Origin of the sequence: Corynebacterium epidermidicanis (assembly GCF_001021025.1) — a bacterium.
Taxonomy (GTDB): Bacteria; Actinomycetota; Actinomycetes; order Mycobacteriales; family Mycobacteriaceae; genus Corynebacterium; species Corynebacterium epidermidicanis.
Genome location: NZ_CP011541.1, coordinates 1,096,678 through 1,109,188, shown reverse-complemented (window position 1 = coordinate 1,109,188; position 12,511 = coordinate 1,096,678). Strand labels below are relative to the sequence as shown.

Annotated in this window: 13 protein-coding genes; 4 read left to right on the top strand and 9 right to left on the bottom strand. The window is 57.7% G+C overall.

Features of this window, described 5'->3' with window-relative positions; translation table 11 throughout:
• Positions 1–65 precede the first annotated feature (65 nt).
• A complete protein-coding gene (locus CEPID_RS05190; protein WP_047240053.1) occupies positions 66–1,154 on the top strand; it encodes a glutathione S-transferase family protein in 1,089 nt (362 codons plus the stop codon).
• Here the strand turns inward: CEPID_RS05190 and CEPID_RS05185 are convergent.
• Positions 1,151–2,023 carry a LysR family transcriptional regulator ArgP gene (locus CEPID_RS05185; RefSeq protein ID WP_047240052.1) on the bottom strand — a complete coding sequence of 291 codons (873 nt, stop codon included), beginning with the start codon at positions 2,021–2,023 and terminating at the stop codon, positions 1,151–1,153. The genes CEPID_RS05190 and CEPID_RS05185 overlap by 4 nt on opposite strands.
• Before the next feature lie 70 nt (positions 2,024–2,093).
• Here CEPID_RS05185 and CEPID_RS05180 point away from each other — a divergent pair, with 70 nt between their 5' ends.
• A complete protein-coding gene (locus tag CEPID_RS05180) occupies positions 2,094–2,765 on the top strand; it encodes a LysE/ArgO family amino acid transporter (RefSeq protein WP_047240051.1) in 672 nt (223 codons plus the stop codon).
• Between the two features lie 75 nt (positions 2,766–2,840).
• On the opposite strand, the gene CEPID_RS05175 is transcribed toward CEPID_RS05180, so the two are convergent.
• The 6 genes from CEPID_RS05175 to CEPID_RS12450 all read right to left on the bottom strand — a co-directional run bounded on the left by CEPID_RS05175 (position 2,841) and on the right by CEPID_RS12450 (position 9,430).
• On the bottom strand, positions 2,841–3,833 hold the full coding sequence (locus CEPID_RS05175) for an LPXTG cell wall anchor domain-containing protein (RefSeq protein WP_047240050.1): 993 nt from the start codon (positions 3,831–3,833) through the stop codon (positions 2,841–2,843).
• A 322-nt stretch (positions 3,834–4,155) separates the two neighbouring features.
• Positions 4,156–5,091 carry an LPXTG cell wall anchor domain-containing protein gene (locus tag CEPID_RS05170; protein WP_047240049.1) on the bottom strand — a complete coding sequence of 312 codons (936 nt, stop codon included), beginning with the start codon at positions 5,089–5,091 and terminating at the stop codon, positions 4,156–4,158.
• Positions 5,092–5,336: 245 nt separating this feature from the next.
• Positions 5,337–6,092, bottom strand: a complete 756-nt coding sequence (locus CEPID_RS05165; RefSeq protein ID WP_201775212.1) for a sortase family protein — start codon at positions 6,090–6,092, stop codon at positions 5,337–5,339.
• Between the two features lie 118 nt (positions 6,093–6,210).
• The gene (gene gatB, locus CEPID_RS05160; protein ID WP_047240048.1) at positions 6,211–7,704 is read right to left on the bottom strand and encodes an Asp-tRNA(Asn)/Glu-tRNA(Gln) amidotransferase subunit GatB; all 1,494 of its coding nucleotides are present in this window, start codon (positions 7,702–7,704) and stop codon (positions 6,211–6,213) included.
• Positions 7,705–7,785: 81 nt separating this feature from the next.
• A complete protein-coding gene (locus tag CEPID_RS05155; RefSeq protein ID WP_047240047.1) occupies positions 7,786–8,817 on the bottom strand; it encodes a 6-phosphofructokinase in 1,032 nt (343 codons plus the stop codon).
• A gap of 97 nt (positions 8,818–8,914) precedes the next feature.
• Positions 8,915–9,430 (bottom strand): Lrp/AsnC family transcriptional regulator, encoded by a 516-nt coding sequence (locus CEPID_RS12450; RefSeq protein ID WP_052843390.1) that lies wholly within the window; start codon positions 9,428–9,430, stop codon positions 8,915–8,917.
• Here CEPID_RS12450 and CEPID_RS13295 point away from each other — a divergent pair.
• On the top strand, positions 9,423–9,590 hold the full coding sequence (locus CEPID_RS13295) for a hypothetical protein (RefSeq protein WP_158408025.1): 168 nt from the start codon (positions 9,423–9,425) through the stop codon (positions 9,588–9,590). The two genes, CEPID_RS12450 and CEPID_RS13295, sit on opposite strands and share 8 nt — an antisense overlap.
• 134 nt (positions 9,591–9,724) lie before the next feature.
• On the opposite strand, the gene CEPID_RS05145 is transcribed toward CEPID_RS13295, so the two are convergent.
• On the bottom strand, positions 9,725–11,038 hold the full coding sequence (locus tag CEPID_RS05145) for an MDR family MFS transporter (RefSeq protein ID WP_083984497.1): 1,314 nt from the start codon (positions 11,036–11,038) through the stop codon (positions 9,725–9,727).
• 111 nt (positions 11,039–11,149) lie between these two features.
• On the opposite strand from CEPID_RS05145, the gene CEPID_RS05140 reads away from it, so the two are divergent.
• The gene (locus CEPID_RS05140) at positions 11,150–11,467 is read left to right on the top strand and encodes a hypothetical protein (RefSeq protein WP_047241369.1); all 318 of its coding nucleotides are present in this window, start codon (positions 11,150–11,152) and stop codon (positions 11,465–11,467) included.
• Here CEPID_RS05140 and CEPID_RS05135 read toward each other — a convergent pair.
• Positions 11,451–12,509, bottom strand: a complete 1,059-nt coding sequence (locus tag CEPID_RS05135) for an ABC transporter substrate-binding protein (RefSeq protein WP_047240046.1) — start codon at positions 12,507–12,509, stop codon at positions 11,451–11,453. The genes CEPID_RS05140 and CEPID_RS05135 overlap by 17 nt on opposite strands.
• Between the last annotated feature and the right edge of the window lie 2 nt (positions 12,510–12,511).

Below are 12,511 nucleotides of genomic sequence, written 5' to 3'. Positions count from 1 at the left end.
TTTCAACCAAGCTGTTACCAAATCTGCTTGTTTTCCGTCAAACAAAGGAATATTGTTGACGTATCATGAAAAATTACAATGAGAATGAAGCACTGTTCGCCGACTGGGCCGGAGATGCCCGCAATGCCTCACCGGACGGCGAATTTGTTCGAGACACCAACTACATCGAAGACCGAATCGTCGCTAGTGTATCCGAGCGCACCCGACAGGATCCTGACCGCGCCGATTCAGCAGAGTTGTGGCCAGTAGCGGCTGGAAAATACCGACTTATCGCAGCTAGGGCATGTCCGTGGGCACACCGTACACTTATCGTGCGTCGCCTCATGGGCTTGGAAAATGTCATTTCCCTAGGTTTGGCGCACCCCATCCACGATGTGCGCTCTTGGAACTTCCAACTTGATGAAGGCGGACTTGACCCAGTATTGCAGATCCCTCGACTGCAAGAAGCATATTTCAACCGCTTCCCCAACTATCCTCGTGGCATCACTGTCCCTGCGATCGTGGACATTGAAACTAAGCAGGTCGTCACCAACGACTACGCGTCGATCACGCTTGATTTCAACAGCGAATGGAAGCAATTCCACCGCGAGGGCGCGCCAGACCTCTACCCTGAGGAACTACGTGAGGAAATCGATGCGGTCAACAAACGGGTTTTCACTGAGGTGAACAACGGCGTGTACCGCTGTGGCTTCGCCGGAACTCAAGAAGCATATGGCAAGGCCTACGATCGCCTTTTCACCGCGCTCGACTGGCTCGAGGAACGCTTGAGCACCCGCCGTTACCTGGTCGGAGACCACATCACCGAGGCAGACGTACGTCTCTTCCCTACCCTGGTGCGCTTCGACGCCTGCTATTTCTCACACTTTAAGTGCAACCGCAACATGATCAAGGACATGCCTAATCTGTGGGGCTACCTCCGCGATCTGTTCCAGACCCCGGGTTTCGGTGACACCACTGACCTTGATCAGGTCAAGGCCCACTATTACGGAACCCACACCGAAATCAACCCCACCCGCGTGATCCCAAAGGGCCCACGAATGGCTGATTTGCTCACCCCGCACGACCGCGATCGGCTACCAGGCCAGCCGTTTGCTCCGGGTAGCACCGCTCCAGGACCAGTCCCGGAATCGGAACAGCCACCGGCTGTTCACTAATCCAGCGCCTCGGCCGCCGCAGTGACCACTGCGGCGGTCAAATCATGCAGCATGGTCGATTCCAAGCGCCAGTATTGCCAATAAAGATGCACATCGCTCACGATGTCGTCGAGAAGCACCAGGTCTCCGGATTCGACCAATTCTCTACCTTGCAGTTCCGCCACCAGCGCCCACCCCAGGCCCCGACGGGCGGCTTCCAGAAATGCTTCTGATGAGGGAATTTCGGACACTCGCCGATTGACAGGCTTACCTTCGAGTCGCCCGTCGAGATCGTTGGTTTGTAGCTTGTCATTGGGGCCGTAACGAAGCGTCGGCATGTGCGCCCAATCGATAGTTCCGGTGCGATCGGTGTAGGCATCCCGCAAAGCGGGGCTGGCCATCGCGCGGTAGCGCAACACGCCGAGGTGCCTAACTTCGCAGCCTTGCACTGCGGTGGCTTCCGTGGTGATTGCCCCCAGACAGTCGCCGCGGCGCAGCAGCATCATCGACCTCGATTCATCTTCGATGCGCAGCCGCAGGGTGGCGTTATCCCACTTGGCGACCTCGCTAAACACCGGCTGGAACCAGGTGGCAAGCGAATCAGCATTAATAGCAATCGATAATGGCACTCGCGCGATCGTCCGACGCAGCGCCACATCCGTTTCTGCTTGCAGCAGCGCCATCCGTCGCGCTGCCTGGGCCAGCACTTCGCCGGACTCTGTTGCCACGACCGGGCTGCTGCGACGCACCAGCACTCGCCCAATATCGCTTTCCAGGGCCTTGATACGTTGGCTTACCGCAGACGGCGAAATCCCCAGAACATCAGCTGCAGCATCAAAGCTGCCTTCCTCCAAAACAGCCAGCAGCGTGGCCAAGTGCGTCTGATTCATGAAGATAGTCTAACGTATCCTAAATTCTCCCAACTTTCCTTAACCCATCATGTGTCGCACAATACCTACTATGAGCATTTTTCTGAGCGGCTTTCTGATGGGACTATCACTGATCATTGCAATTGGCCCCCAAAATGCTCTGATATTAAAACAAGGAATCAAACGAGAACCCGTTACCCCAATCCTCATCGTCTGCCTGCTTTCCGACGTCCTGTTGATCCTCGGGGGCACCGCCGGAGTGGGCGTTCTGGTAGACAAAGCACCTGCGTTCCTGGTCGTTCTGAAGTGGCTCGGCGTCGCTTACCTACTCTTCTTTGGCTACACCTGCTTCCGCGACGCCCGTCGTTCCCAGGCGCTCACCGTCGATGAAGCAGCCCCGGTGCCTGAAGAGCTTTTCGACGCCGGTAACAGCGTCAGCACCGCAACACTTACCAAAGCGCGCCCCGTAGCAGCATCATGGAAAGCCCCAGTATTGGCTGCATTGACCTTTACCTGGTTAAATCCGGCAGCTTATGTGGACACCCTCGTCATGCTCGGTGGTATTGCGAATCAATACGGCTCCCAATTGCGCTGGGTCTTCTCTGCGGGTGCATTGCTAGCAAGTTGCGTTTGGTTCCCCGCTTTGGGCTATGGCGCACTGAAGCTATCCGGACCACTATCCCAGCCGGAAATGTGGCGACGCGTAAATTTCGCGATTGGCTGCCTGATGGTTTTCCTCGCGGTTCGCCTCATTCTGCACTGACTTACACAATGCAAAAGCTGCCTCCGGCGATCCTCACGGATCACTTGGGAAGCAGCCCTCGGGGTTTAGCTTGACTTAGTTGAACTTGCGACGTACTGCGACTGCAGCTCCCAGCAGTGCGATTGCAACCAGGCCAACGAGCAGCTGAGCAACCGTGTTCGAGCCGGTTGCAGCGAGCATGCCTCGGTTTGCCTTGACGCCCTTGACACTGTCCTTGTTCTTATCAGCCTGAACAGCACCGTTTCCGGAGTTAGCGCCGGATGCACCGTTTCCGCTCTTCTCATCGCGAGGCTTCTGAGCATCTGGGTGCTTAGGGGTATCCGAAGGCTTCTCAGAGGTCTTGGAGCCATTTGCGGAAGATCCCAGGGAGCCAGAGGAAAGCAGGCCACCCAAGCCCACCAAACCCAGCGTGGTGCCGGCGATAATCAGTGCCTTGTTGGCATTTTCGTCGCCGAGAATCTTGAAAGCCGCGTTTCCAGAAGAACCGTAGTTCTCTGAGGAAGTCGCATTGGCCTCAGCCTTGCCTTCTCCGGTGGCGGTGCCGTTGCCGGTCGTCGTGCCGTTAGCGGTCGTCGTACCGTTAGCGTTGCCGGTGGTGGTGCCGTTAGCGTTCGTCTCTCCGCTTGCAGACGAGCCAGCTGCACCATTGCCAGTAGCCTGCTTAGCAAGCTCAGAAGAAAGTGCAGAACCAGCCACGGCGGCTGCACCGTTGCCATTGTTCTTATTGGAATCAGAAGACAGGCCCGATGCCTGAGCTTCAGCCTTGGCATTACCGCCAGCTGCATCGTTGCCGTTGCCGTTAACTTCCGCAGCAGCATCAAATCCAGCGATGGAGATGCTGCCACCGAAGCACTTGTAAACAGCTGCAGCAGTTGCGGCATCCAACTTGGCGTCGATACGGCCGTCGGCCGCGTCTGCGGCGATAGAGATCTTTACAGCGTCTGGAACTGCAGCGATCGCACACTGCAGGGCCGACGGCGTGGATTGAGCAGAAGCTGCTGGAAGAACTGCGACAGACATGACGCCAGCCATTGCAACAGCGGAGATCGAAGTGACGATGCGCTTCATATTATTTGAACCTCTCAAAAACGAAATAGTTAACAAGTGGTCACGCATTTTCGACATTGTTTGAAACTGGTGACGTGTGGTCTATCGACTTCACAGGAAATACATTAGCCCCTCACGCCACTTTAGGAACATTTTTCACTTCAGTCACAACAGTCACATTAGTAACATTGGCCACATTGATGCAGGTTACCATACACTTTGAACGATTGTTAGCCATAGCACGATTACCCCAATCCGGGGGTAGGTGGCCTTTTTGCTACGCAAAAGGCCCCGACACCCAGTTGGATGTCGGGACCTAAGCCCTAGATGGAGTTAGCAGTTGTTATGCACGGTTGCGACGGGCCACAAATACACCCGCGCCAGCAATTGCTAGAGCAACTAGTGCCGCAAGCGTCATCGCAACCGCATTGTTGCCGGTTTGAGCCATGGCACCGCGGGCAGCCTTAGCTTCCGCAGCCTTAGCTTCCGTACCCTTAGCAGGCGCACCCTTTGGATCGATTCCCTTCTGAGGCGCAGCAGCGCCCGGATTCCCAGCCCCTGGCTTTGCAGCTTCAGCAGTACCTGTCTTCGCGGCTTCCGGCTTCGCAGCACCTGGCTCAGCGCCATTACCGGCTTGAGAGGAGCCCTGGGAGGATCCACCGGCACCCAGTGCGAGCGCTCCAAGCGCGCCAACACCGAGCAGGATGGCACCCGGGAGATACTTGTTGTTCTTGTCCGCTTTCTGGACTACTACCTTGCAGTCAGGGTGGGTAAGCTTGGCATCTTCAACGATTTGGGCAGCTTGTGCGTAAGCCTCCTTACGCTCTGCATCATCCTTGGCTGCGTTGTACTGATTGATCGTGACTTGCAGCTGTGACGGACACTCGCCAGAGATCGCAAGCGATCCCGGCAATGCAGCATCTTCACCCGCTGCTGGAGTCTCAACAGCTGGCGTCTCGCTGGTTACCGATTCCGTTGGAGTTGCTTCACTGGTTGTCGAGACTGCTGCTTCTGCTTCGAACCCACAACCTGGATGGGTCAACTTCGATGCCTCGAGATCAGCCTGAACCTGAGCCATTGCCGTTTGGCGCTCAGCGTCAGTAGTGGCCGAATTGTACTGGTTAATGCTTGCCTGAAACTGTGACGAGCATTCTCCAGTCACATTCAACTTGGCCGCCGATGGCGCGGCCGGCGCCTGGGCCACCGCGGTTGGCATGGCGCCGAGAGTCAGTACACCAGAGAGCGCAAGCGCAGAGGCTGCCTTAACAACATGCTTCATGAAGAGTCTCCTTTGTTTCCTTCGGCGCTGACCACTTCAGCACCACGAGACTCATTGAATAACATCAGTCCCAGAATGTCAGCCGTTTTTAATGATTTAAATATCAATCTCGAACGAGTTACACCAACGGGATTCTGCAAACACCCAGTTCAAACCGCTACAAAACCGCAAGAAAACTTTATGTAACAAATCGGTAAATCTTCTATTGAAAGCGTGTCGCTACAGCAAACCGCACCCGTTGTGGGCTATCGAGTAGCGCGAGGCGCATTCACCACGCTCGCAGGCAACGCCGGAATTTCCGTTGCGGGTCGATCGAGCGAAATCCCATCCCCCGCAGCACCCCGGGTAGACACCCCAGCAAACTGCCACCCCACCACGGCATTCTTCACCGAAGCAGCAAGCGGATTAGCTGGCTGGACGCAGCTGATAGTGAGCAACCTCCCTGGCATTGGCGCGTCGCCCCACACAGCGACATCTTCCCCTAACGTCGCCTTCTCCGGCGCATGCAGATCGGTAGCGGTATATACCAACCAGCGATCCCCAGATTCCACGGTGCGGACAAAGAGCTGGTCACCGACGCTTACGCGGTGCTTGTCCGCCGCGCCGTCGTAAAGCACATTAAAGACCCCCGGAACACCCGCACCAGTATGCCCGGCAATTACTGCAAGGTCGGGCGCGGACGTCCCCGGCAATGTGTAAGGCCGATCTGGCGCAGTGTAGATGCAGGCTTTGTCCATGGTCGCGGGATCAATGGCGCCGTTCTTAAAGCGGCACGAATTGGCCTCAAAGTCGGCGCGCATATTCAACGCGGGAATCACCATCTCCACCGCGGCACTCTCGGCAATCGGCGGGATGTCGTCAACGGCGACCGTACCTACGTCGACACCATCGGCGGTCGACGTGTTATTAAACGACACCGTCTGAAACCCAACGACCAGCAAAATCATGGCCGCCGCCACCAGCGCCAACGCCGCGAAACGATTCGGACTCAACAACTTCACTAGACCACTTCTTTCACTTGTGTCACAAGAATAACAGTGATTGTAGCGCGTCCGAACCTCTTAAAGACAAAGCGAAACGCCGCCCCCGTTTCTAGGAGCGGCGTTTAACCAGCCTAAATTAGCGGCACTTCTCCGCAATCAACTTGTTGACCGTCGCCGGGTCAGCCTTGCCACGCGTCGCCTTCATCACAGCACCGACGATGGCACCTGCCGCCTTCATATTGCCACCCTTGATCTTCTCCACAACATCAGGGTTTGCAGCCAAAGCTTCATCGACGGCCTTTGCTACCGCGCCGTCATCCTGCATGACTTCCAGGCCCCGCTTTGCGACGACATCATCCACGTCACCTTCACCCGCAAGCACGCCGTCGACAGCCTGGCGACCGAGCTTGTTGGTGAGTTTGCCTTCCTTAATGAGGGCTGCGACTCGAGCAACCTGAGCTGGGGTGATCGCCAGTGCGTCCAGTTCAACCCCATGTTCCTTGGCCTTTTGGGCGAGGTAGGAGACCCACCAGGAGCGGGCTTCGTCAGGAGTCGCCCCAGCTTCGGTGGTTTCGATGATCAATTCGAGCGCGCCCGCGTTGACCAGATCGCGCATCTCGGCGTCCTTCAGGCCCCATTCCTTCTGGATCCGCGCCTTGCGGATCCACGGCAGTTCCGGCAGAGTGGCTCGGATTTCCTCGACCCACTCGCGAGGTGCGATCACCGGTGGTAAATCCGGGTCATTGAAGTAGCGGTAGTCCTCGGCAGTTTCTTTCGGACGTCCCTTGGAGGTAGATCCGTCAGCCTCCTGGTAGTGCCGGGTTTCCTGCACGATCTCTTCGCCATTTTCGATAGCCGCGGCCTGGCGCATCATTTCATAACGCACTGCCTGTTCTACCGACTTCAACGAGTTGATGTTTTTGGTCTCGGTACGGGTGCCGAATTCCTTGGTCCCAATAGGACGCAGTGAAAGGTTGGAGTCCACGCGCATCGATCCTTGGTCCATGCGGGCGTCGGACACGCCCAGCGCCTTGACCAGCTCGCGGAGTGCGGTGACATAAGCACGCGCGACCTCAGGAGCGCGCTCCCCCGCACCCTCGATCGGCTTGGTGACGATCTCGATCAGCGGCACACCAGCGCGGTTGGCATCCACCAACGACGAGGTCGCACCGGAAATGCGACCATCCGCGCCGCCGAGGTGGGTCAGCTTTGCGGTGTCTTCTTCCATGTGGGCGCGTTCAATTTCCACCCGCCAGGTCTCCCCGTCGTCGAGGACTACGTCCAGGTAGCCGTCGTAAGCGATGGGCTCATCGTATTGCGAGATCTGGTAATTCTTCGGCTGATCCGGGTAAAAGTAGTTCTTGCGTGCAAAACGCGAAGACTCGGCGATGGTGCAATTGAGCGCCAGACCGATCTTGATAGCCCACTCCACGCCCTTGGCATTAACTACCGGCAGCGCGCCCGGAAGCCCGAGGCTCACTGGATCGACGTTGCTATTTGGCTCGGCGCCAAAGTGTGCGGAGCTAGCAGAAAACATTTTGGTTTCAGTTGCCAGCTCTACGTGCACTTCCATGCCCATCACTGGGTCAAACTTGCTGAGAACTTCGTCGTAATCCATGAGGTCAGTCATGGTTACTTAGTCTACTAAGTTCGCAGCCTCAAGGGTGCGCTTGGGTGAGCCTACCCGGTGCCGAGCGCACCCAAATAGCTACTACCCAAACAATGCCTGAGCCGTGTAGTAGCGCTTCTCGGGCACCCGCTTGAGCGTGCCGACGGCTTCCTGGAGGTCAATGAGCTCGATGTGTTCACCGTGCAACGCCACGCACTTGCCGAAGTCGCCCCGGTGGGCGGCACGCGCAGCTTGGACACCATAACGAGTAGCCAGGACGCGGTCGAACGCGGTTGGGGTGCCGCCGCGCTGGATATGGCCAAGAACCGTAGTGCGCACGTCGTGCCCGAGACGCTTGTGAATCTCATCGGCGATGACCTGGCCGATGCCATTGAAGGTCTTGTGCCCGAACTGGTCTTCTTCGCCTTCTTGGAAATCCATGGTTCCCTCCTTAGGCAGCGCACCCTCAGCCACGACGATGATGCCGTACTTTTCGCCCATTTGGAATCGACGCTCCATCGCCTTGGTTACCTCGTTGATATCGAAAGGTACCTCTGGGATGACGGTGTAGTGCGCGCCGCCAGCCATGCCAGCGTGCAAGGCGATCCAACCCACGTGGCGTCCCATCACTTCGACGATCATGACTCGGTTATGTGATTCTGCGGTGGTGTGCAGGCGGTCAATCGCGTCGGTAGCAACCGCCACCGCCGTATCAAACCCGAAAGTAAAGTCGGTGCCATTGACATCGTTGTCGATGGTCTTGGGTACCCCGATAACTGGAATGCCATTATCGGCGAGCCACTTCGCGCCTTTGAGTGTTCCTTCGCCACCGATCGGGATCAGCGCATCCACCCCAGCGTCGGCAAGGTTTGCCTTGATCGTATCCAGTCCCGCCTTGAATTTGTCCGGGTGGAGACGACCGGTACCGAGGATGGTGCCACCGCGCAACAAAATCTTGTCGATGTCGGCGTCGTCGTAAAGCTGCACTCGGCGGTCTTCCATCAAACCGACCCAGCCATCCTCGTAGCCCACCACAGTGGAACCAAATTCGGAGGATGCAGTTCGAACGATGCCGCGGATCACCGCGTTGAGGCCTGGGCAGTCGCCACCAGAAGTTAGAGTCGCAATACGCATGTTTTCTAGTCTAGCTATCTCTACCCTGTCAGGCTGAACAAGCAGGGGTCACCTTCCTGCTCGCTTGTACACCGCTCCTAGCTGCATAATCTCCAGGTCACTCGCTTAAGTACTCGTCGATGAACGCCAGTGCCGCCGCGGAGGTAGCAACATTGACATTGCAGACCAATTGATACGTCCCGCCAGTGGCTGCAACAAACAAACACATCGGATGCTCAGCCAACCGTTGCCCCAGAGACCGGATATGCCCCGGACGAACCTTGAGCCACAGCATCAGATCAACCGGCGAACCCAACAGTGCGGAAGAAGCATCCAGGTCATAGTAGATAATCTTTTCTTCCAGCAGGCGCTTTCGGCGTCGCGCCACCGTGGTTGGATCGACGCCTAACCTCGCGGACAACTCGTGATTGGGGATGCGACCGTCGTCGTTCAGCGCGGCGATGATGCCGTGGTCGACTTTTTTCAGTTCCACGGGTGCGCTTTCCGCATTGCGCGTGGGCAGGCTTGTCGACGTAAAAATCTCCAAAATCGGGATGATATCAACTTTGCTGACCCGGCTATCATCCGAAATTGTGCGCAGCAGTGCTTCCTCTTGAATGGAAGCAGTGACCATTCCGAAGACAACCTCGCTAAAGTTCGCGGTGATGCGCACCCACCTCGTGCAAGGGATTGTGCGGATCCTCGTTGCCAAATGGGTGAGAAATACCGTGTCGGAACTGACCCGAACCATCCAGGGGATCGCTCCACCAAACTGCGCCGAGGTGCGGGCATAAACCCGCAGCAAGCTATTGTCGCGTAAGGCCCGGTAGCGCCTGGATACTACCTTCTCACTTACCCCCAACACATCAGCTAGTTCTGGTAGGTGCCGGTGGGGTTCGCCCGGAGCGCTTGGACCAGCTGGGCGTCGCTAAGCGTGGCGTCGGTCTTCAAAGCGGGACACCGCCACAAATCCTGTAAGCAAAACGACTGCCGGAACGCTCATCGCCCAGCCCATCGCATTGGCCACCGAAGTGTGCTGCACCGCAATCTGCATCGCCGCGCCGATGGCGGCCGAGCCCACCACAGCGCCGACTTGCCGGGCGGTGTTGTACACCCCGGACGCTGCCCCCAGGAGATGGACTTCCAGGTCACGCATCGTGGTGCTGGCATTTGGCGACCACACGAAGGCGTTGCCCAGGCCGAGCAAAGCGCTGCCAAGAAAGACCCACTGCACCGGCACACTCTCCCGCATGATCGCGACCATGGCCACCATCGCGAGCGTCATCCAACCGAAACCAACCATGGAAAGTACCCGCGGGTGGAGTCGATCCGCCAGCCGGCCGGCGAAGGGAGCCAACACGCCGGATATCACTGCCATCGGGACCATCATCACGCCAGCTGCCTCTGAGCTCAACCCGCGACCTTGCTGCAAGTACATCATGATGGGCAGCATCGTACCGGCCACCGCGAACCCCATGGTGAAGATCGAGAACGCCCCGAGGGAGAAATTTCGGTTGCCAAACAGTTCGAGGGGCACCAACGGACTGCGCCCGCGTCGCGTCGCGCTACGCTGCAGAGCGAGGAAGACCCCGAACACCCCAAGCCCTAGGGCAAAAAGCAGCCAAATCCACCACGACCACTGCTGACCCGGGCCCTCTTGCAGTGCAAAGACCACCGCGAAGACAGCGACGACCGAGGTGAGCACACTGAGGAAGTCAATCCCGGAAGCCGTAGAGTGAACATCCGGCACCCACAGCCACACTAAGATCAGGCACAACACACCCACTGGGACATTGATATAAAAGATCCACGACCAACCCCAATTCGCCACAATAATTCCGCCGAGGATGGGCCCTGCCAGCGATGCCAGACCCGCTACCGATCCCCAAATTCCCATCGCGGCGCCACGCTTATCGCGTGGGAAAATCCGGTTGATGATGCTCATCGTCTGCGGAGTGAGCATAGATGCGCCGAGCCCTTGCACGGCTCGGGCAACAATCAGCCACCAGACGCTGGGTGCCAAACCACATGCCAGCGAGCTCAACGTAAATACCGTCATGCCAGCGAGATACATACGCTTTTGCCCGAATCGGTCGCCCAAGCGCCCCGTTACCAGCAAGGGTACCGCGTAGGCGAGGAGGTATATCGAGGTCACCCAGACCACTGAGTTGAGGCTCGCGTCAAGTTCCCTTTGAAACTGCGGGGTTGCTACCGCCACAATCGTTTGATCTAGCAGGATCATGAAGAAGCCGGTGCACAGGGCAGCGAGCGCCTTCCACGCTTGAGACAGCGAATAAGTTTGATTCACCCGGGAAAGGATACCCGCATTGCCGACCGCGAGTATGCTGCTGGTATGTCTGATGTGAAGAAACCGGAAAATGTAAACACGGCGGCTGTAGTAGCCACGGGATTGATCGGCGGCTGGATCACTGCCCGCGAAACTGGAATTCGACCACTGGGTGGTGTCGTATTGGCGGCCGCCGGCGCATGGGCGGGGCGCTCCTGGTACGCAAAGTCCGGCGTCGCTACCTGCGTAGGGCTGACCGCCGGATACCTTGCAGCATTCGGTGCCTCCCACCCGCTAGCTAAGAAAATTGGTGCATGGCCAGCTGTTATTGCCGTAACGACGACCGCGGCTGGCGCCGCCTACGCCCTTAACGACGCCCGCTAACGCCATACTCCTGCCCCGCCAGCGTGGCGGGGAGGGTGAGCTGCGGGGCGATGTCGGACTTCGGTAAGAAGCCAAACCCCTCCATGTTCGCGCGGACATGCTCCGCAGCATCGACGTTCAATGGTCCCGACGTCCACATCGCATAGGGCAAGTTGATGAACCGGTTTTCTTGCACCGCCACTAGGTCCTTTGTGGCCGGGTTATTCTTGAGCAGCTCCACCTTGGTTGAAAAATCTTGCCCCGGATAGTCCACAAAAGCAATAGCATCCGGTGCAGCTGCAGCGAGCTTTTCCCAGCTCACAGCAGTCCAGGTATCCGCGATGTCCGCGGTCGCGCTTCCCACCCCCGCCGATTCAAAGATGGCTTGTGGCCCGCCGAACTTCCCCGACGTAAAAATAGTGTCTTTCGCTGAGTCAAACAGGAACACCTTGGGAGCCTGCGCTACTTTGGGTGCGCTTTCCAACGCAGCCCGCCTGCGATCGATGTCGGCTATGGTTTCCTCTGCGGTCGCCGAGTCACCCGCTATAGCCGCGATATTGCGAATATCGGTATTGGCCGCCTCCCAGGGATCAAAAACCCCGCGATTGCCATTGGCCTGCTTGCACGTTTCGCTCAGCAAATACGTATCGATCCCGTGCTTCGCCAACACATCCGGCGTCACACCCGATGCCTCGCCAAGGCCGTAGCCCCATCCGGCGAAGTAAACATCCGGCTTTCGAGCAACCAATTCCTCGAGGCTGGGTGCCTGCGTGGTAGCCTCTTCGATCGAATCAAGCGAGCCGTACTTGCTCTCCAAGACGTCCCTGTCTCGAGCAATTCCACTGACATACTGCAGATTGTCGCGCGCCCCGGCTGCCAACGAGATTGCGATGATGCTGCCGTCATAAGCCCACAGCTTATTTGTGCGGGGCAAAGTCTTATTCTCCCCGCAATTATCCACTGCCACCCCGACGGCACTCTCAGCGCTTTTCGACGCCCCCTTGGCCCCACACCCCGTCAAGGTCAGACACACAACGGCCAACAAGGCTGAAAACTTCTTCATTC